Genomic DNA, 19,039 nt, shown 5'->3' with positions numbered 1-19,039 from the left:
TGTTTTTGACCATTGTCAAAAATGATTATTCAGCGAGAGTGGCGGCGGTCTAAAACAAGAAAGATAGACTGGCGTGGCAACTCGCGGCGGCAAGAGCGCCGGGTGTTGTACGTGGTCTTTCTCGGCTCAAAAGGAACGAGCAAGACCGGCTGTCATTTCAAGACTGAACAACCATGGATCGCATTGAAAACAATTCAGAAGGCACTCATTTTTTAAGACGGGTCATGGGCCGGCGCCGCTCTTCTGGCGCGCCAGACCGAACGAAGTCGTGGCGCCTTCGGACGCTTCTGTTGAGCCTCGGCCTGGGTCTTGGCGTTCCAGCGATGGCCCTGGAAAGCGGTCCCTTGATACAGGGCAGCTACGAGATTCAAACCTGGTTCACGGATTCAGTCGGCCTGACTGACGGAACGGGTTGCATGATGATGATGGGCAGCGACGGGTCGTCCCTCGTTCCCGCGCTTTACCAGTGGCCGGCAGGCGGCTACCACTGCGGATTGGATGCCGCCAACGCACAGGCTATTTGGGACATCTACCCGATCGTCTCTGGCCAGACGGTGCGTCACGTCATCAAGAGCCGCACCAACGGCCAGTGCCTGATTCGCTCGAGCAGCGGCCAGGCCGCAAAGCCAAGCCTGTACCTCTGGGCGGACGCGGCCGACAAGCGTTACTGCGGCTTGCTGAGCGCGGCGGCCTTCATCGCCAATGGCCAGGCCGCGTGGGATTTCACCGGGTTCGAAACCAAGGCGGATGAGGCTGGCGATATCGTTTATTCGGGGCGGCTTCGCCTCGGTGAAGCTGAATTGCATTTCCGGTCCCTTCATGTCCCACCGCCTGGAATTGACTATTCGCCGGCAGAATTCATGGCAGACCCCTTCATTACCGGAATGTGGCGCATGAACCTCTGGTCGACTCTCGCGAAGCCCATTCCTCGCAAGCCTCTATAAGGTGGAAATCATGGATCGTCTTGGAAATTCAAATGATATTCGCCCTCTCCGGAAGACGGGGAGCGGGCGCGGGTTGGCTGGGCGCCTTCGGGCGCTCCTGCTGGGTGCCGGACTGGGCCTTGCCCTTCCGGCGATGGCTCTGGAAAGTGGCCCCTTGATTCAGGGAAGCTACGAGATCGAAGCCTGGTTCATTTTTTCGTATGGGCCGCCGGCCAACACAGGCTGCATGATCGTGGGCAACAACACCGCCCTCGCGCCATCCGCCTACCAGTGGCCGGCAGGCGGCGACTATTGCGGATCGGCCACCCTCAATGGACAAGCGACTTGGAACATCTACCCGATCGTTTCCGGGGAAAAGGTTCGGCATGTCATAAAGAGCAGTACCAACGGTCAGTGTCTGATTCGCGGAAGCGGCGGCCAAGCCGCAAGTCCGAGCCTCTACCTCTGGCAGGACAGCGCGGACAAGCAGTACTGCGGACTCCCGAGCGCGGATGCCTTCATCGCCAATGGTCAGGCCGCATGGGATTTCACCGGACTGGAAACCAAGGTGCACGAGGCAGGTGGCATCGTCTATGCCGGTCAGGTCCGCCTGGGCGGCGCCTCCCTGGGCTTTACAGCCGCCTATGACCGTCGCCGATGCCAGATCTTTCGCTGGCGAATTTTCCAACCATGCCCAACATCGCGGCGAGCTGGCGCATGAATCTCTGGTCAACGCTCGCGAAACCCATTCCGGGCAAGCTTCAGTAAACGGCCGCTGAACTCGTCGAACCGCCGCGGCGAAGTCGCTCCCGAAGGCCCGCGCGGCGGCGAGACTCCGATCGTTCTCGCTGTCAGCGCTTCGGCCGCAGCGTGACGATCAGGCGGGACGGCACCGTGCCGTCAATGTCACGCGGAAGCTTCTCTGTCTTTTGCAGCGCGCGCAGCGCCGCTTCGTCCCAGTTGGCGAGGCCGCTCGACTTGGAGAGCTGGGGCGTGCCAACGATGGTGCCGTCAGGCGCCAGGCGGATGTCGAACTCCGCGCCCGGGTTGCCGTTCACGAGATCCGCATCCGGGAACACGACGTTGGGCCGCACAGCCGCGGCGACCTTGCCGCCATAGCTGCCGGACGGGCCGGAGGACTTCAATGCCGTGCCCTTGGAGTTCTCATCGCCGCTGGCGCCCGCTAGGCCCTGCATGCGCTTGAGCGTAGCCGCGCGATCCGCTGCGGCTTGGGCCGCCTGCTTGGCCTCGGCTTCTTTCTTCTTCGCGGCCTCGGCCTGCTTGGCTTCTGCTTCCTGCTTCTTCTTCAGCTCGGCCTGCTTCTGCTGTGCTTCCAGCTTGCGCTCGGCTTCGTCCTCGGCGCGCTGCTTGGCCTCGAGGTCCTTCTTTTCCTGCGCAGCCTTCTTCGCGGCGTCGAGCTTCTTCTGCTGCTGGGCTTGCTGCTCCAATTCGCGCTCGCGTTCCTTCTGTTGTTCCTTCAGCTTCTTCTCGCGCTCCAGCGCGATATCAGGTGCTCGCGGCGCGGGCGTCGGCTCCGGCGGCGGCTTCACCGCTTGCGGCGGCGGGGGAGGCGGGGGCGGTGGTGCGGGCGTGGGGACCGGCACCGGTGGCGGCACTGGCACAGGTGGAGTCACGGCGCGCGGCGCTGCCTGCTGGACGGTCGACGACCAGAGCTCGGCTTCGACCGCGTCGTTCTCCGCTTCTCGCTTCCAGTTCACGCCCCAGGTCAGCGCGGCAATGAGCAAGGCGTGCGCGATCAGCGCCAGGATGACGGCGCGCGGCGTGCCGCGCTGCGGCGGCGGGGCGAATTCGGGGCGGTCGGCGGCGAGCGACATCTTGCTAGCGGGTCCCGGTGGTGGTGACGGAGAGGCCGACGCGCTCGATGCCGCTGCGCTTGAGCTGGTTCATGGCTTTGACCACGGTTTCGTACTTGACCGACTTGTCGGCGCTGATGATCACCGGGCGCTGGTCGTCCCCGCCTTGCGCGTTCCTCGCGGCCGAGCCGATCTGCGTCATCGGGATGGAGCTGCCGCCGCTGCCGGTGGAGGGGTCCTTCTTGATCTGCACCTCGTCATCGCTCTTGATGACGATCTCGATGGGCTTGTCGGGCTGCTTGTTGGCGCGGTCGACGCTCGGCAGGTTGATGACGCTGGGCGTGATCAGCGGCGCCGTGACCATGAAGATGATCAGCAGCACCAGCATCACGTCGATGAACGGCACCATGTTGATCTCGTTGATCGTTCGGCGGCCGCGACCGCGGGAGGACATGGCTGGCATGGCGAGCTTCTCCGCTTCAGCGGCCGGTCGCCGGGGTCACGGACGCCGGGTTGACGTGGGCCGTCAGGTTGCGTTGGAGGATGTTCGAGAACTCTTCGATGAAGGTCTCGAGCGCGATCGCGATCTTGTCGATCTCGCGTGCGAAGCGGTTGTAGGCGACCACGGCCGGGATGGCGGCGAACAGGCCAATGGCGGTGGCGACCAGTGCCTCGGCGATGCCGGGCGCGACGGTGGAGAGCGTCACCTGCGCGAGGGCGGCCAGGCCGGTGAAGGCATGCATGATCCCCCACACGGTGCCGAAGAGGCCGACATAGGGCGAGACCGAGCCGACCGTCGCAAGGAAGGACAGGTTCTGCTCGATCGCATCGAGTTCGCGCTGGAAGCTCGCCCGCATGGCACGGCGCGCGCCGTCGAGCAGTGTGGGGGTGTCCGAGACATGGCGTTCGCGCAGCTTCTGGTATTCGCGCATGCCGGAGGCGAAGATCCGTTCCATGGGGCCTGCGAACTTGGCGTTCTGCGCGGCGGAAGAGAAGAGCTCATTGAGGCTGGTGCCCGACCAGAACTCGCGCTCGAAGTCGTCGTTGAGGGAGCGCGTGCGCTTGAGCGAGAAGTACTTGCGGAAGATGGCGGCCCAGCTCGCGACGGAAACGACGATCAGCAGCAGCACGACGAGCTGTACCGGGATGCTGGCGTGCAGCAGGAGGGAGAGGATCGAGAGTTCTTGATTCATGACTTGAGAGGTTGAGACATGGAGCCCGCCAGGCGCGCGAGGGTTCCCGAGACTTGTCGCGGCAGGCGGGCCGGCCGCAAGGTCGCGGCATCGACCCAGCCGATGCGGATGGTGCCCTCGCAAAGCAGGCTGTCATCCGGCGACAGACCCGAATCTGCGCCTTGCTCTGATTTTGATAGCACGCGCTGGCCGATTATCAATGACGCGGCGCCCAGCTGGCGCAAATCGGCTGTAACGAGCAGTTGATCATCGAGGCGGGCCGGCCGATGGTATTTGAGCTGCGTCTCGCTGACGACAAAGATGCCGCCCGTTTCCTCGCGCAGCTGGCGCTGCGCAATGCCCAGCGAGCGCAGCCATTCAGTGCGGGCACGCTCCATGAACTTGAGGTAGTTGGCATAGAACACGATGCCGCCGGCATCGGTGTCCTCCCAGTACACGCGGACAGGCAGCGCGAAGCTCATGGGTCAGGCGCTCCCAGGCCTGGCGCTTCGTGTGCTGCGCTCATGCGGCGGTCGACGCGCCAGCCCAGGCACGCAAGCGCGCCACGGACTCTTCGAGGTGCGTCAGCGAGCTGGCGGTCGAGAAGCGGACGAAGTGGCCGGTCTCGGCGGAGCCGAAGTCGCGCCCCGGCGTGATCGCGACGTGCGCCTGCTTCATGGCTTCGAAGGCGAAGTCCCAGCTGCCGGAGATGCCGAGTCTCTCGGCGAAGGAGGAGCAGTCGGCCCAGGCGTAGAAAGCGCCGTCCGGCACCACAGGCACCTTCAGGCCCAGGGCGTCGAGCTGCGGAATGAACCAGTCGCGCCGCGACTTGAATTCCGCGCGCCGGCGTTCGTACTCGGCAATGCTGTCGGGCTCGAAGCAGGCGAGTGCCGCGTACTGCGAGACGGTGCTCGCGCAGATGAAGAGGTTCTGTGCCAGCCGTTCGACCGCCGGCACGAGCGCTTCGGGCACCACCAGCCAGCCGAGGCGCCAGCCGGTCATGTTGAAGTACTTGCTGAAGCTGTTGATGCTGATGACCTGGTCGTCGATGGCCAGCGCGGTCTGGCCGAAGGCATCGTCGTAGGACAGGCCAAGGTAGATCTCGTCGATGAGCGTGATGCCGCCGCGCCTGGACACGACCTCATGGATGCGGCGCAGTTCGCCGGGCGCGATCGAGGTGCCCGTCGGGTTGGAGGGCGATGCCAGGAGCACGCCGCGGGTGCGGTCGGTCCATGCGGCTTCAACCTTGGCGGCGCTCAGCTGGAAGCGCTCCGCCGCGGTGGTCGGCACCAGCACCGCGCGGCCATCGGCGGCGGTGACGAAGTGGCGGTTGCACGGGTAGCTCGGGTCGGGCAGGAGGATTTCGTCGCCGACGTCGATCAGGGCCAGGCAGGCCAGTTGAAGTGCGGCCGATGCACCGGCCGTGATGACGATGCGGCGGGCCGGCACGTCGACGCCGAAGCGCTGGGCGTACCAGCCGCTGATGCGCTCGCGCAACAGGTCGAGGCCCGTGGCCGGGGTGTACTGCGTCGCGCCCGCGCGAACGGCGCGCGCGGCCGCTTCCTGAACCAGCGGCGGCGCGGTGAAGTCGGGCTCGCCGATGTTGAGGAAGATCATCGGGCGCTCGGTGTGCGCGACGTCGCGCGCGAGGGCGGCCGCGGCCTTCGCGACTTCCATCACGTAGAAAGGCTCGATGCGCTCGGCGCGCTGCGATATCCTCACGGCTTCGCCTTTCCGCTGGCGCGGTCCGCCTCGACTTCGGTGGGGCGCAGCTGCGGCGCAAGACCGTTGAGCACGGCGTTGACGTACTTGTGGCCGTCCGTGCCGCCGAATTCCTTCGCGAGTTCGATGCATTCGTTGAGCACCACGCGCCAAGGCACGTCCGGGCAGTTCTGGAACTCGTAAACGCCGATCCACATGACGGCATGCTCGACGGGTGAAATTTCTGCCAGCTTGCGGTCGAGCAGCGGCACGATCAGGGCGTCGAGCTGCTCTGCTTCCTGGATCGAGCCATGCAGCAATGCGTCGTAGTGCGCGGCGTCGGCCTTGTGGAATCCGGCCAGGTCGCGCGTGAACTGGTCGATCGCCGCGGCGTCGTTCTTGCCCACCAGGTGCTGGTAGAGCGCCTGCAGCGCGAACTCGCGGGCGCGGCTGCGGTTCGACTTGGCGGAGGCCTTCCGTACACCGGTGCTCGTGAGCCCGGTGCGTGACTGGCGCGGCTTGCCGCCACTGGTCTTGGTGTCTTCGGTCATGAAAGGGTGGCGAGCCGTTGCGCCATCTCGACGGCCACGCGCGCCGCGTCGCGGCCCTTGTCGGTCTGCCGCGCGACAGCCTGAGCGAGGTTCTCGGTCGTGAGGATGGCGTTGGCGACGGGGATGTGGGCATCGAGCGCAACGCGGTTCACACCCGCGCCGGATTCGTTGGCCACCAGCTCGAAGTGGTAGGTTTCGCCGCGAATGATGCAGCCCAGCGCGATCAGCGCGTGATAGCGCTTGCGCCGCGCCAGGGCCTGCAGCGCGACCGGAATCTCGAGCGCGCCCGGGACGCTGACGTGCTCGATGTTGTCGTCGGATACCCCGAGCTTCGTCAACTCGGCGCGGCAGGCCTTGGCCAGCGCTTCGGTGATGTCTTCGTTGAAGCGCGCCTGCACGATGCCGATGCGCAGGCCCTTGCCGTCGAGGGGCTGGTCGGCGCCCTTATTCGCGTGTTGCATCAGGCGTTCCTCCTTGAGTGATGGTTCTTCATTGTTCGTCTTTCGAGAGATAGCCGGCGATCTCCAGGCCGTAGCCCGCCGCCATGCTGGGCATCCGGCGCGGCGTGCCGAGCAGGGTCATCTTGTGCACGCCGCATTCGCGCAGGATCTGTGCGCCGATGCCGTAGCTGCGCAGGTCCATGCGGCCGCGCTCCGGCGCCTGGGCGGGTCGCGCGGTGCCGTCGAATTGCGCCAACAGCTCGGCGCCCGTCTCGCCGCAGTTCAGGAACACGGCCACGCCCTTGCCCTCGGCCGCGATGTGGGACAGGCTGGCATCGAGGCTCCATGAATGCAGCGAGCGGTTGACTTCCAGCGCGTCGAGCACCGAGAGCGGCTCGTGCACGCGTACAGAGACGGTGTCCTCGGGATTCCACTTTCCGCGCACGAGCGCGAGGTGCACGCCGTTGCTCGGCTTGTCCTTGAAGGCATGGGCGGTGAACCAGCCCCAGGCGGTGTGGATTTCGCGGCAGCCGACTTTTTCGATCAGCGATTCGGTGCGGCTGCGGTGTTCGATCAGCGCGGCGATGGTGCCGATCCTGAGGCCGTGCTCGGCCGCGAAGAGCTGCAGGTCCGGCAGCCGCGCCATGGTGCCGTCTTCGTTCATGACCTCGCAGATCACGGCGGCCGGCGAGCAGCCGGCCATCGCGGCGAGGTCGCAGCCGGCTTCGGTGTGGCCGGCGCGCATCAGCACGCCGCCGTCGACCGCCTGCAAGGGAAAGATGTGGCCGGGCTGGACCAGATCGGCCGCGACCGCGTTGGGCGCGACGGCCGCCTGCACGGTGCGGGCGCGGTCGGCGGCCGAGATGCCGGTGGTCACGCCTTCGGCGGCCTCGATCGAGACTGTGAACGCGGTCGAATGCTTGGCACCGTTGCGCGCCACCATCGGCGGCAGCTTCAGCCGCTCGCACATCTCGCGCGAGAGCGTGAGGCAGATGAGCCCGCGTGCATGGCGCGCCATGAAATTGATCGCCTCGGGCGTCACATGGTCGGCGGCCAGGACGATGTCGCCTTCGTTCTCGCGGTCTTCCTCGTCGACCAGGATCACCATGCGGCCGGCGCGCATGTCGGCCACGATCTCCTCCACCGACGAGATCGGCGCCGGTGCGTGGCCGCTGCGCGAAGCGGTGATCGGCGTGATGGAAGCGTTCATGGGGAACTGTCTTTCTGCGGGGTGGGGAGGGCACCGGCTTGAAGCATGCGCTCCACGTAGCGGGCGACGGTGTCGATTTCGAGGTTCACCCGGCTGCCTTCCTTGAGGTTGCCGAGCGAGGTGTTCTCGACGGTGTGGGGAATCAGGTTGATGCTGATCTCGCTGCCGTCCGCGCCGTCGCGCACGCTGTTGACGGTCAGGCTCACGCCGTTGACGGTGATCGAGCCCTTGTAGGCCAGGAAGCGGGCGAGGGCTTGGGGCGCGAGGATGCGCAACTCCCAGCTTTCGCCGACCGGGGCGAACAGGCTCACGGTACCGATGCCGTCGACATGGCCGGACACGATGTGCCCGCCCAGGCGGTCGCTGGCACGCAGCGCCTTCTCGAGGTTGACGCGGTCGGCCTTCTCGGCGAGTCCGGCTGTCTTGTCGAGCGATTCGGCCGAGATGTCGATGGTGAAGATCTGCCGCGCAGGGTCGAGGGTGGTGACGGTCATGCACGCGCCGTTGAGCGCGATGCTGTCACCGAGCCCCACGTCGTCGAGATAGCCGTCAGGCACCGCGATGCTGAGCCGCTTGCCGTGGGATGAAGAACTGCCGAGGTCGTGGACGGCGACGATGCGCCCCACGCCGGTGATGATTCCGGTGAACATCGCCGCATTTTCGCAGAGATGCGGCCCGGGATCGGGGCGAGGCCTAAAACCGATCGCGGCCGGCAACGCGGGCGATGATCCGGAGGTCCGGACCGATGGCCTGGAAGGACTTGAACTCGAGAGCCAGCGCCCCGTCGAGCGAGGTCAGGGCGCCGCCCGCATGAGGCTGGCTGGCGATCCCCAGACCATCGCCGATGAACTTGGGCGCCATATACACGAGCAGTTCGTCGACCAGGCCCTCACGCATCAACGAACCGTTGAGCTTGTGGCCGGCTTCGACGTGGAGTTCGTTGACTTCGCGCTGGGCGAGGTCGCGCAGCATGGCCGCGAGGTCGACCTTGCCCTGGGCGTTCGGGATGCAGCTGACCGTGGCGCCGAGTGCTTCGAGGGCGCGGGCCTTTTCTTCATCGCGGCGGGCGGCATAGAACCAGACCTGGCGCTCGGTTTCGAAGAGACGGGCGCCGGGCGGCGTCTGGAGATGACTGTCGATGATCACCAGGGGCGGTTGGCGAGGCGTCTCGACCAAGCGTACATCGAGTCTTGGGTTGTCCTCGATCACGGTGCCGACCCCGGTCAGCATGGCACCCGCGCGCGCCCGCCAGGCGTGGCCGTCGGTGCGCGCTGCTTCGGAAGTGATCCACTGGCTCACGCCGTTCTCGAGCGCGGTCTTGCCGTCGATCGACGCCGCCACCTTGAGCCGCACCCATGGCGTCTTGCGGATCATCCGGCTGAAGAAGCCGATGTTGAGTTCACGCGATTCGGCGGCGCCGGGGCCGGTCTCGACTTCGACGCCCGCCGCGCGCAGCCGCGCGAAGCCCTGGCCCGCCACGAGGGGGTTGGGGTCGGGGAGAGAGGCGACGACCTTGCCGATGCCGGCGGCGATCAGAGCGTCGCAGCAGGGGCCGGTGCGGCCGTGATGCGAGCAGGGCTCGAGCGTGACGAAGGCCGTTGCGCCGGCCACCGAGCGGCCCCGGGCCGAGGCGTCGCGCAAGGCCATGACCTCGGCGTGCGGGCCGCCGGCGCGCTGGGTCTGACCGGTGCCGAGGATCTCGCCATCCGGCGCGACGAGCACGCAACCCACTGCCGGGTTAGGCGGCACGGTGATGCCAGCTTCGCGCGCCAGCGTGGACGCGAGCGCCATCATTTCGTCGGGGCGGAGCCTTTCAGGGAAGGGCGAGGGCATGGGTGTCGAGGTGCTGTGGTGGCTCTTCGTCGAGCGTGGAAAGTGAGTCGTCTGTGATCACAATTGTTCAGATTCCTGGTGGCGACCATCCAAGAGAATAACCGGCGCATGCGGAGCGCTGCAAAGGGCCCGCGGCTTTCAGTCCACGAATCTTTTGTTTGGGAGTTGAACAGTGAAATCAATTCGATGCCTGGGCCTTGTCGTCGCTACGGGCGCAGTTTTTGCGCTGACTGGATGCGGAAGGACGGTCATGCAGGATCCACCGCAGAACGCACAAACGGTTGTCAATCACAATCCTTCCGCGTACCTGTACACACTAGGTGCGAAGTTGGCCGCCATGCCCTGGATCGGATTGAGTTCCGGTGTCAATGGCTCCGATTCGAGCCCGAAGGCCGCGGTGGTTCGCTATTCCAACCTGCTCGCGGGCTCGGGGAGCGGCGTTCAGGACGTGGTGGGCGACAACTACGATGTCTTCTACGCGTCCACCTGGTTTGGTGAGCTGCAAGGCGCGACCGCCTACATACTTCGCGCGGACCCGGTCGCCAAGGGGTCTGCGGATCTCGCTGGCGCCAGCTCGCAGTTCTCCACCTTGGCGAGCAGTGTCAAGCGCGGTGCGCTGCAATCCAGCACCCTTCTGGAGCAGAAGACCGCGTCCGAAGCGCGCTCGCTACTCCCAACGCAGTGAACAAGCTTGCGGAGGGCTTCGACCTCTCTGCCTGGACGCGACCCCTCTTCCCCGCGTTCTACGAGACAGGCAAGGTCACGCGTGGTGTGAAGATGGAAAGGATCCGCTTCACCTCGGTGTCTCCTTCAGGTGAACCCATCGAGGCCAGCGCCCTGCTGGCCTTTCCCTCCGACCTGGGGAACCTGGAAGCCGCGCCGACGCTTGTCAGCTACCAGCACTACACCGGCGGGGGCGAGTCGACTTCCGATGCGACCGACGTTCGCGCGATCGCGCTGGCCTATGCATCTCGGGGTGCCGTCTTCGTGGCGGCAGATACGGTGGGCATCGGTGCGTCTAAGGGCCATGCGCCTTCCTATCTGTTGTGGGCCAACGCCGCGAATACCTACTACGACGGCATTCTCGCTGCCAACAATCGTTTGCTCGCCGGGCTGCGGATCAGCAAACCGCTGAGCCGCCTGCATCTGGTCGGCTATTCCAAGGGAGGGTATGGCACCGTGGCGCTGGCCGAGGCGCTGGAGACGCTGTATGGCACGCCGGCCGAGAAGGTCTACTTCGGGGCGGCTCCCCTCGATCTGCCCCGCACATTCGAGGCCTATCTCAGGCTTCGCACGGGGCGTAGCGTGAGCGACGACAAGTTCGCTGCCCAGATGAATCACGCGGCCGTCGAAAGCTACATCAAGCAAGGCATTCTTCCATCCTGGGGTGCATTGCTGCCGAAGGAGATCGCCGTCAGTCGTCTCTATGGTGCGGACGGGAATATCGATCCTTCCTTTGCGGACAAGTATCTCGCGGGAACGGACGACAGCAACATCGGCCTGAAGGCCTTCATGGAGGCCAACGCCTTCACGGAGCGAACGACTTTCTTGTCCAGGTTCCCGTTTGCCAATTCCAAGGTGCGCGTATTCCACTACTCAAAGGATCCGGTGATTCCCGCTGAGAACACGGAGGCCTTTCTGAGACTCGCCGCGGCGAAGGGGCGCAACACTGTGGAACGCGGTGATTGCGGGGAGACGACAAAGGAATTCAAGACCTTTGTTTCGCTGGCTGAGTTGGCGAGCGCCGACAAGAAGGCCAACGTCCTGCATGCGCTTTGCGGGTTCTCGGTGTTCAACGCGAGCCTCGCGGACCTGTGAGGACTGCACAGGGCTTCAAGGCCCGGCTGAGTCTGGGTGCCGGGCTGGTACTCGCCGCCGTAGGCGGCGCCCTCATGCTGAGTCATTACACGCGTTCGGAGGTGGAAGCCCCTGCGATGGAGACTCATGCTGGCGCCCGCCCGGCGTCGCCGCTGGCTGCACCGGACGAGCGCGTCGCGCTGGCGCTTGCCGCGCCGCAGGAGCGTTTGCCGGAGCGCGCACCGGATGCCTTGCCCCCACTGTTGCCGCGTGGTCGATCCAATCCGCAGCCAGCGGAAATGGCGATCGGCAAGCCTTCAAACTCCAGGTCAGTCCAGCCCTTTACCAGGATCTGAGCGCAGGTCAGGAGCTGCGATTCCCCACGCCAGGCTCTGAACTGCGCTTCAAGATCCGGCTGCAGGCGGCATCCGATGCCGAGCAGCTAGGGCGCTTCAGAGCTGGCCAAGGCCGAAGCGTCAAGGTCACTGGCCTGAACCAGGGCGATGGCAGGCGACAGACGCTGGACATGGTGCTCGACGCCCAGCACACCATTGGCAGCCTGGAGGATGGAGACAAGCTTTACGTCTTTGTTCTGACAGGGGATGGACGGGGGGAAATGGTCGAGATGCCCGACAAGCCGGCACCTCGTCCATTGGGCGATTGAGTTGCAGAGGCTGGGCCGGCTTCAGCGGCTCGAGCACTCGGCCTTGAGATCGTTTGAAACGTCAGGCGATGCCAGACCTCGATCACCCGCCTGGTTGAGCGTGAGGACACCGCATTTGTCGTCGGCCTGGGCATTGCGCGGAGTCGCCGTCAAGATATAGGTGCTGCCCTCGTCAGCCGTGGCAAAGCCGATGACGTAGGTCCGGGATGGAACGTCCTTCAAGCTGTCGGGGAAGGCCGCGGCGTCCTTGAGATAGAGGCCTGTGGCCGTGGCGACCCGCTCCAGCCACTGGGCTGCCTGCAGCAGGCCCGCGCGGGCCTCGCTGCGGTTGGCGCGACGGATGTGCTCCTGATAGCCAGGAATGGCGACGGCAGCCAGGATCGCAATGATGACGACGACCATCATGACCTCGATCAAGGTCAAGCCGGAGGGACGGGTCGCGCACCGGCGCGCTCGGCGGCCGTCGCTCATTGCAGCTGACGCCAGCTGGGCCGCTTCATGACCTTGCCGAGCAGGGCCGCAGGCGGGGCTGCGCCCATGCCCGGCGGGGCCACGCCCAGTTCCAGGGTGCGGCTTCGGATGCCGACGCTGCTTGCGCTGGTGTACACGCGCGAAGCGCTTTCCGCCTGTGGAGCGGGCACGGCTGCGTAGATCTGGGACTTCGGCGCCGCGCCGTTCACGATGTCGAGGATGGTGCGGTACCCCTTTGCGCCGGCGACGTACGGGTCGCAAGTCTCCGTGCCCGCGTCGGCGCCTTCGGCCGGCACCGTGCTCGATATGTCGATCAGGTCGCCATCGAACCAGCCAGGATTGCGCAGCACGCGCTCCCGCGTGGCGGGCAGATCCAGGAACCACCCCTTCTTCGCGTCGGTGCCCGCATAGCCCACGGGGTTGGACGAGATCGTCCAGAACGCGTCGGCCGAACCGGCGGAGGGCGCGCTCGAGACGCCACCGCCCACCGTCTGCTCCACCAGTTGACTGCGGCCACCTGTCACGGCGCCGGTGCTGCCCAGCGTGACCGTCCCGGTGCCTGTCAGCGGGTTGATGGCCTTGTCGCGGGTGATGGGCGTGTCGTCGCGGATGCCGTAGACCGTCTGCTTCTGGATGTCGGAGCGATCGGCGACTGTCAGATCGCGCCCAGTGCCGAACGCGAGCATCAGGCCGCCGTTGGGATGCGCCTTCCAGACTGGCGCGGAGGTGATCGGCTGACGCGCGGCGGCCGGCGTCGCATCAGTGGCAACGAACAAGGGGGTCCCGGAGAATGCCACTCGCCATTCCTTGGAGGTGGCTGCGCTGAGATCGAACTTCCACAGGTTGCCCAGGAGGTCTCCGGCATAGGCCACATCGGCGATGCGGTCGCCATTGAGATCGATCAGTCGCGGGGCCGACAGCCCGTTGCCGCCGGCGCCGGACTTGTAGGCCGCGATCTTGAGGAGTTCCTTCGCGCCGTCCAGATACTGGATCAGCAGCACAGCCTTCTCGTTCTTGCTGTTGTAGCCGTTGCCCATGACCAATGCCCACCGGCCGTCGTTCATCTGTGTGATCTGCCGGCTGAGCGATGGGTCGCCGGCTTCTGTGACGGGATCGCTCAGGATGTGTCCGACGTCGGCATCCATGCTGATCGCTGCGGTCTTGTCCGCAATGACCAGGCTGGTCGCATCGGCGGTGCTGAATGTGCCGGGGTCGGTGACGTCGAGCACGAAATAGCCTTTGCCGCCTGCCCCCAGGAAGCCGGCGAGGTAGGTTCGCCAGCGGGTCGGATCCTTGCTGCCCGGCGTGCCGAGGTACAGGTCGCCAGTCAGCGGTGAGCCGTCGACGTAGTAGGCATGGCTGTAGCTGGGTCGTGTCAGTTCCACAAGCTTCTCGTGAAGGCCCTCGGGCACATATGCCAACCTTTCTTCGCCGGTGGCCGCGTCGAAACCGTGCAGCATGCCGTCGTTGGCTCCGACATACAACATCGAGCGGCGCGCGCCTCTGGCGTTGCGGAATCCGGGGTAGTCCTCCTGCATGTATGCGCTCGAGGGCTTCCCCGCGAGGTACCAGATCTTCGAGTTCACGATGTCGCCGTGGCGAGAGACGCGGTTTCGAAAGATGCCGGCGGGGGCACGCGACTGCTCCTTGCTGCGGTCGCCCCTCAGATAGGCCATGCGGTCCTTGGCTGTTTGCTCGGCCGTGCTTCGGGGGTCGAACGCGCCGCCGACGGTTTGCAGCGCGAGCTGACTGTCCCTCGACAGATTCGCCCATTCCCAGGAAATGCCGACGGCCGCGCCGGTCTTGCTGGTCGTCCGGCCGGAAAGAACCATGCGGCTCTGCGGCCACGAGGCGTCTCGAGCGTCCATGAGCGTGGCGGTGGTGTTCGCCCGGGAGGCCTTGTCGGTACCCCAAAGGCCGCTGGGGTCCACCTCGGCGGTGCCTGCCTTGATCCTGTAGCCTGTCACTTGTCCGCTCCAAGTCGCAGGGTCATAGCTCGCTGCGAATAGCGCCGAGTCCTGCTGGATGGACCGCGAACTCAGACTGAGTGAAGTGACGGGCAGGAACCGTTCGGAAATGATCTGGTCGAGGAGCCTCTGCAATGCGATTGAGAGGCTCCCGCCGTCTGGCGCCGGCATGAACTGGCCGCGGCTGTTGATCGCCATGTGCCAGAGTTCGGTGTTTCGCTCGCCCTCGGCGCCGCCCGCGATGGGGTCGGGCCAGGACCGAGTCCCCGTGACGAGAGCGTCGTAATCGCCGCCCGTCCAGGTGTCGGTGCCGAAGGCCAGAGCGGCCCGCCACTTGGCTGCCTCATCGAAGCCGACGGTGTATGTGTTCAAGTGCTGCCAGGTGGCTGGGTCGTTGCGCGGGTTCCAATACGGTTCGATGTTTCGCGTCACCCCCTCGCTGGTGAAACGCTCGGGATCGCCCTCCGTTTGCAGAGGCTTCACCTTGTCGGCGAGCGTGGGTTGGAGGTCCGTCATCCAGTAGTGGAACGCCAGATCGGAGAGGGTGCTTGCCTGTGGCGGCGCGCCTCGGTAGATGGCACTGCTCGGACTCGCGGGGTCGTACTGCACGCCATCAGGCAGTTGTGCCCAGGTGCCGTCGACATCGCCTCCGCGCCTCTCATCGGACGAATCCGGCTCCTTCCAGCCACCGCTGCTCAGGACGATGTGGTAGGCCCTGCGGCAGGCGAGGACAGGTTCTCTGGTCCTTCCGGGAACGCTGGCCCAGGCGCTGTCGATGTCGATGGGCCTCTTCAAGTACTCGCCCGCCTGAAGAAGCATGCGACGCGCATGCATGTTCCCCTGCGACTTCAGTCCGTTGATCCAGTGCGCGAGGTCCTTGCGATGCGTATCTGACGAGCACTCGCATTGCGCTCGGGCTGGTGCCATCCATGGCTTGCCAGGCGAGTCGGATGGAACCGTCGGGGAGACGAGTTCCGGCGAAGGTGGCCGCGAATGCGTGCCGGAGGGCCTTCATGCCCGCAGATCCAGCGCTGCCCGAGTTGTCGACCGACACGATGACGTTGGGAGCAGATGGCTTGTGGTCGGTGCCAGCAGGCGCGGTGCTCAGGGCGAGCGGGGCGGCGAAAGCCTGAGGGGGCGTCGCTCCGCTCGTCACGGCCACGCAGAGCGCGGTCTTGACGAAGAGGGATCTTGGTTTCATTGATTTTCGATCGGGCCGGTGCGATGCGGTCTTGACCACCTTACGACCTCGATTTCTTCCACACCAGGATCGTTCGCACGACAGCCTGGGTCGTTGGCCTGAGGCCTTGCGCGACCGCGGTGATCCGGTAGATGTAGGGCGTGGTACGGTCGGGTGCGAATGCTTCCGCCGGGCCTCCGTCGATGGCCGCGGCCGTGTCATAGGGCAACAGCTCGACCCAATACCAGGCCCGTTGTCCGGTACCGGAAGACAGCAACGGGTTCGCGGCTGCGGAGGCTCTTTCGCCCGTGTGCGCGCCATACGCAGACGCTCTTCGCTTCATCGCTTCGAGCGTTTCCTTGTCATTCCAGAACTGGGGCGGCACCTTGTCGGGTGAGCAGATGCCTTCCGCGCACGAAGGCGCGCTGTCGGCGAGCGCCGTCAGCAACTCCTGAAGCTCCGTTTCGCTCGTCGGATAGAAGACCCTTCCCACCGTTGCGCCGGCGGGCCCCCTGGCTCGGCAGCCCTCGATGCACGGCGTGGCGTCGGGTCGCTCGCCCTTGATGTCGAGTTCGGCATCACGCACCATGGCATGGGCCGCTTCGAGCGCGCGCTGGTAGTCGCTGTCGTTGCTGGTCACCATCTCGTTGAGCAGCGAGGTACGGGAGGCCCACATCACCAGCAGCGTGGTCAGCAATACGATGACCATCACGACGAAGAGCGAGATGCCGCGCTGGCGCAGACCGCAAGATGAGCGCGTCATGTCATCGCTCCTTGGTGCGAAGATCGAAGACGTTGCGGAAAACGAGGTGCGTGTGTCCGTTGCGCGGCCGGTCGGCCTCGTCGCAGCCCTTGTAGGGTGTCGCCCCGTCGGGGATGTTCTCGCTGCCTTGCAGGTCGAGACAGATCTCTATCGCCTTGACGGCATCCCAGCGAGCCTCCGCGTCGATCTCGCTTGCGGTCATGATCCGCCATGCGTCATCGGCCTGGACCCGGTAGTTCACCTGGAAATCCGCGACATTGCCGACCAGGCTTGCGTTCATTCCCTGGCTTGCGCAGGTCAGTTGTCCGGCGCCGTCGGTTGCGAACGTCGCGTCCATGATTTCGTTCGCGGCGACCTTGTTTCCAAGGCAGTCGCGCAACTGGTCGACCAGCGATTCGGCTTGAGTAGTGACGATGGATACGCGGTCGGATCGCGTGCCTTCGCCGTCGGCGCCGCGCAGAGCGGCGCGTGCGGCATCGGCGTCAGAGGGGGCGCCCGCGAATGCATAGAGTCCGCTGGGTTCGTCGCGATTCGGCTCTATCGAGCCGGTCTGGCGAAACTGCATGCCGATGACGCGCAATGCGAAAGAGCCTTGCTGCTGCAATTGACTGATTTCGCTCACGACGCCCGAAACCGCGCGCGACAGCACGAGCGTGCCGAGAGCCGCGACGATGACCAGAAGGCCGATCGTGAGACCGATGAGCAATTCGATCAGCGTCATGCCTCGTGCACGCCGCGCCGGCAGGCGGGCGTGCTTCCGGCCGGCACCTCTTCGAGCGGCGCTTTCGCGATGAGCTTCAGGGCTGCACATGGGCAAGATGGCAGATCAGGTCGGCCGGGCAGTCCATGGCGAGACCAAGGGTGTCCGGAAGCAAGGGCACGGCGCGAGCCTTGTCCCAAGCCGCATCCTCGTTGGCGCGCCAGGCCACCATGACGCTCAATTGCCTTTGGAGTCCGGGGGACGCCTCGCCGGAGGGCGACTCGAAGATCGCGGCTCGCCCCAGGGGCAGGGTTTGGGCGACAGCCTGCTTCCAGCGGGCGACGTCCCATCTGGCGAGCGTTTCGGGATCGCAAGCGGTATGCCGGCAGTCCGGAGCAGCAGGTGTCTCGTCCCAGCCGGCCACATAGTGGCGCAGCTGCCTGAAGCCGCCGGGATTGGTCTTGATGCGCTCGGCAAAATCCTCGATTAGCCGGACGCTTTGCGCCCGGCGCACGCTGGTCTGCGTTTCGGCGAGCGTTCGCAACTGCACACTCAGCATGCCGAGCACCGCGATGGCCAGGATCAGGATGGAAACCAGCGATTCAAGGAGCGCGATGCCGTCTTGTCGCCCAAGGCGGCGGGGAGGTCGAGACACAGGCAAGATCAGGCTCTGCAATTGTCAGTACCCTGAACCGACCGGAGCCTTCCGCCCGCGGACATGCACATGACCAGCGCCGCGCTCAGATCTTGATGGCTTGCGGGGCGCAGCGTGAAGCGGAGCGCGCCGAATCCATTGAGGTCGCCCCAGCGGTTCACCTTGAGGTAAGCCTCGGCTCCAGCGACTCCGATCTCCGCCTTGACGCCGTGGAGCGCCGAGGAGGATTGGATCTGAGTTTCGCCGTTGTCGAGGATGCCGTTGCCATTGGCGTCGGCGAACAGCACCCAGCCGCAACTCCAGTCCTTGTCTTCCGTGGTGACGCAATCGGAAGGCGATGCCTTGCGGAGCGTCACATGGCCCCCGCGACGCATGGCTTCCGATCTTGCGAGATAGTGGGTCGCGCGCAGGTCCTCCGCCGCCCGGCGAACCCGCCACCCCTCGATGACCCCGCCGAAGCGGGGGAGCGCGAGCGCGCCGAGGATGGCAATGATGCCGAGCACGACCATCAATTCGATGGCTGTGAAACCGGAGGCTCGGGGGGAGAGCGAGGTCGGGCGGTGGCAGTTGAAATGCTGGATGGGCATGGCGGCCCGGATGCTAGGGCCGGTGCGACGGCCCGCGCCAGCCTACTCGCTCAGCGGTCGAAATTTCCCGACGAATGGAGGAGATGACAGGAGAAAAGACAATTTGACAACATTGTTCGGTAGCTTTGACAAAGTTGCGAGCAAAAGCGGCCCGCTCTTGGTGCGCTCAGATGTCGCGCAGCAATTGCCTGAACTCATCCACATCTTCGAAACTGCGGTATACGGAGGCAAAGCGCACGTAGGCGACCTTGTCCATTTTCTTGAGCTCGCGCATCACCAGTTCGCCGACCTTGTTCGATTCGATCTCGCGCACGCCGCTGGACAGGAGTTTTTGCTCGATGCGCAAGAGGGCGTTATCGATCTGTTCGATGCTCACCGGTCGCTTGCGCAGCGCCAGCATCATCGAGGCGCGCACCTTGCCCGCGTCGAAGTCGGCTCGGCTGCCATCCTTCTTGACGACAACCGGGAAGTTCACGTCCGGCCGCTCGTAGGTGGTGAAGCGCTTGTCGCAGGCGCCGCACTGCCGCCGGCGCCGCACGAAGTCGGCGTCCTCGGATACGCGGGTCTCGACGACCTGCGTTTCAAGGTGACCGCAAAATGGGCATTTCATG

At 65.3% G+C, this 19,039-nt stretch carries 23 protein-coding genes; 6 read left to right on the top strand and 17 right to left on the bottom strand.

Annotated elements, in window-relative coordinates:
- Nucleotides 1-173 precede the first annotated feature (173 nt).
- Nucleotides 174-944 (top strand): hypothetical protein, encoded by a 771-nt coding sequence (locus tag AC1DNF_RS07235; protein ID WP_478147890.1) that lies wholly within the window; start codon nucleotides 174-176, stop codon nucleotides 942-944.
- A gap of 154 nt (nucleotides 945-1,098) precedes the next feature.
- Nucleotides 1,099-1,644: a hypothetical protein gene (locus AC1DNF_RS07230; RefSeq protein WP_478147889.1), complete on the top strand. Its 546-nt coding sequence runs from the start codon at nucleotides 1,099-1,101 to the stop codon at nucleotides 1,642-1,644.
- A 130-nt stretch (nucleotides 1,645-1,774) separates the two neighbouring features.
- On the opposite strand, the gene tolA is transcribed toward AC1DNF_RS07230, so the two are convergent.
- The 10 genes from tolA to ribD are packed head-to-tail and all read right to left on the bottom strand — an operon-like array spanning nucleotide 1,775 to nucleotide 9,644.
- On the bottom strand, nucleotides 1,775-2,758 hold the full coding sequence (tolA, locus tag AC1DNF_RS07225; protein ID WP_478147888.1) for a cell envelope integrity protein TolA: 984 nt from the start codon (nucleotides 2,756-2,758) through the stop codon (nucleotides 1,775-1,777).
- Between the two features lie 4 nt (nucleotides 2,759-2,762).
- Nucleotides 2,763-3,200: an ExbD/TolR family protein gene (locus tag AC1DNF_RS07220; protein WP_478147887.1), complete on the bottom strand. Its 438-nt coding sequence runs from the start codon at nucleotides 3,198-3,200 to the stop codon at nucleotides 2,763-2,765.
- A 16-nt stretch (nucleotides 3,201-3,216) separates the two neighbouring features.
- Nucleotides 3,217-3,930, bottom strand: a complete 714-nt coding sequence (gene tolQ, locus AC1DNF_RS07215) for a protein TolQ (protein WP_478147886.1) — start codon at nucleotides 3,928-3,930, stop codon at nucleotides 3,217-3,219.
- Nucleotides 3,927-4,391, bottom strand: a complete 465-nt coding sequence (ybgC, locus tag AC1DNF_RS07210; RefSeq protein ID WP_478147885.1) for a tol-pal system-associated acyl-CoA thioesterase — start codon at nucleotides 4,389-4,391, stop codon at nucleotides 3,927-3,929. The genes tolQ and ybgC overlap by 4 nt, the downstream gene beginning before the upstream one ends.
- A 40-nt stretch (nucleotides 4,392-4,431) precedes the next feature.
- On the bottom strand, nucleotides 4,432-5,631 hold the full coding sequence (locus AC1DNF_RS07205) for a pyridoxal phosphate-dependent aminotransferase (RefSeq protein WP_478147884.1): 1,200 nt from the start codon (nucleotides 5,629-5,631) through the stop codon (nucleotides 4,432-4,434).
- Nucleotides 5,628-6,161, bottom strand: a complete 534-nt coding sequence (gene nusB, locus AC1DNF_RS07200; RefSeq protein WP_478147883.1) for a transcription antitermination factor NusB — start codon at nucleotides 6,159-6,161, stop codon at nucleotides 5,628-5,630. Before nusB ends, AC1DNF_RS07205 begins: the two co-directional genes overlap by 4 nt.
- Nucleotides 6,158-6,622, bottom strand: a complete 465-nt coding sequence (gene ribH / locus AC1DNF_RS07195; RefSeq protein WP_478147882.1) for a 6,7-dimethyl-8-ribityllumazine synthase — start codon at nucleotides 6,620-6,622, stop codon at nucleotides 6,158-6,160. The genes nusB and ribH overlap by 4 nt, the downstream gene beginning before the upstream one ends.
- Nucleotides 6,623-6,650: 28 nt before the next feature.
- Complete coding sequence (ribBA, locus tag AC1DNF_RS07190) at nucleotides 6,651-7,811, bottom strand: bifunctional 3,4-dihydroxy-2-butanone-4-phosphate synthase/GTP cyclohydrolase II (RefSeq protein ID WP_478147881.1); 1,161 nt, start codon at nucleotides 7,809-7,811, stop codon at nucleotides 6,651-6,653.
- Entirely contained in the window at nucleotides 7,808-8,461 is a 654-nt protein-coding gene (locus tag AC1DNF_RS07185; RefSeq protein ID WP_478147880.1) for a riboflavin synthase, read from the bottom strand. Before AC1DNF_RS07185 ends, ribBA begins: the two co-directional genes overlap by 4 nt.
- 43 nt (nucleotides 8,462-8,504) lie before the next feature.
- Complete coding sequence (gene ribD, locus AC1DNF_RS07180) at nucleotides 8,505-9,644, bottom strand: bifunctional diaminohydroxyphosphoribosylaminopyrimidine deaminase/5-amino-6-(5-phosphoribosylamino)uracil reductase RibD (protein WP_478147879.1); 1,140 nt, start codon at nucleotides 9,642-9,644, stop codon at nucleotides 8,505-8,507.
- A 250-nt stretch (nucleotides 9,645-9,894) separates the two neighbouring features.
- Here ribD and AC1DNF_RS07175 point away from each other — a divergent pair, with 250 nt between their 5' ends.
- The 4 genes from AC1DNF_RS07175 to AC1DNF_RS07160 all read left to right on the top strand — a co-directional run bounded on the left by AC1DNF_RS07175 (nucleotide 9,895) and on the right by AC1DNF_RS07160 (nucleotide 12,105).
- Nucleotides 9,895-10,329: a hypothetical protein gene (locus tag AC1DNF_RS07175; protein WP_478147878.1), complete on the top strand. Its 435-nt coding sequence runs from the start codon at nucleotides 9,895-9,897 to the stop codon at nucleotides 10,327-10,329.
- Nucleotides 10,326-11,462 (top strand): hypothetical protein, encoded by a 1,137-nt coding sequence (locus tag AC1DNF_RS07170; protein WP_478147877.1) that lies wholly within the window; start codon nucleotides 10,326-10,328, stop codon nucleotides 11,460-11,462. The genes AC1DNF_RS07175 and AC1DNF_RS07170 overlap by 4 nt, the downstream gene beginning before the upstream one ends.
- A 74-nt stretch (nucleotides 11,463-11,536) precedes the next feature.
- On the top strand, nucleotides 11,537-11,797 hold the full coding sequence (locus tag AC1DNF_RS07165) for a hypothetical protein (RefSeq protein WP_478147876.1): 261 nt from the start codon (nucleotides 11,537-11,539) through the stop codon (nucleotides 11,795-11,797).
- A gap of 170 nt (nucleotides 11,798-11,967) precedes the next feature.
- Nucleotides 11,968-12,105 (top strand): hypothetical protein, encoded by a 138-nt coding sequence (locus tag AC1DNF_RS07160; protein WP_478147875.1) that lies wholly within the window; start codon nucleotides 11,968-11,970, stop codon nucleotides 12,103-12,105.
- Nucleotides 12,106-12,126: 21 nt separating this feature from the next.
- Here the strand turns inward: AC1DNF_RS07160 and AC1DNF_RS07155 are convergent, their stop codons facing one another.
- From AC1DNF_RS07155 to nrdR, 7 genes are all read right to left on the bottom strand, one after another.
- On the bottom strand, nucleotides 12,127-12,528 hold the full coding sequence (locus tag AC1DNF_RS07155; protein ID WP_478147874.1) for a type IV pilin protein: 402 nt from the start codon (nucleotides 12,526-12,528) through the stop codon (nucleotides 12,127-12,129).
- A 44-nt stretch (nucleotides 12,529-12,572) separates the two neighbouring features.
- Nucleotides 12,573-15,470 (bottom strand): pilus assembly protein, encoded by a 2,898-nt coding sequence (locus AC1DNF_RS07150; protein WP_478147873.1) that lies wholly within the window; start codon nucleotides 15,468-15,470, stop codon nucleotides 12,573-12,575.
- 314 nt (nucleotides 15,471-15,784) lie between these two features.
- Complete coding sequence (locus AC1DNF_RS07145) at nucleotides 15,785-16,486, bottom strand: pilus assembly PilX family protein (protein WP_478147872.1); 702 nt, start codon at nucleotides 16,484-16,486, stop codon at nucleotides 15,785-15,787.
- Nucleotide 16,487: 1 nt separating this feature from the next.
- Nucleotides 16,488-17,231, bottom strand: a complete 744-nt coding sequence (locus AC1DNF_RS07140) for a prepilin-type N-terminal cleavage/methylation domain-containing protein (protein ID WP_478147983.1) — start codon at nucleotides 17,229-17,231, stop codon at nucleotides 16,488-16,490.
- 52 nt (nucleotides 17,232-17,283) lie between these two features.
- The gene (gene pilV / locus AC1DNF_RS07135; RefSeq protein ID WP_478147871.1) at nucleotides 17,284-17,841 is read right to left on the bottom strand and encodes a type IV pilus modification protein PilV; all 558 of its coding nucleotides are present in this window, start codon (nucleotides 17,839-17,841) and stop codon (nucleotides 17,284-17,286) included.
- Between the two features lie 8 nt (nucleotides 17,842-17,849).
- Nucleotides 17,850-18,428 (bottom strand): GspH/FimT family pseudopilin, encoded by a 579-nt coding sequence (locus AC1DNF_RS07130; RefSeq protein WP_478147870.1) that lies wholly within the window; start codon nucleotides 18,426-18,428, stop codon nucleotides 17,850-17,852.
- Between the two features lie 166 nt (nucleotides 18,429-18,594).
- Entirely contained in the window at nucleotides 18,595-19,038 is a 444-nt protein-coding gene (nrdR, locus tag AC1DNF_RS07125) for a transcriptional regulator NrdR (protein ID WP_478147869.1), read from the bottom strand.
- Nucleotide 19,039: the final 1 nt, after the last annotated feature.

The organism is Variovorax sp. 01T432, assembly GCF_056398605.1.
This window is presented reverse-complemented; position numbering and strand designations above follow the sequence as displayed.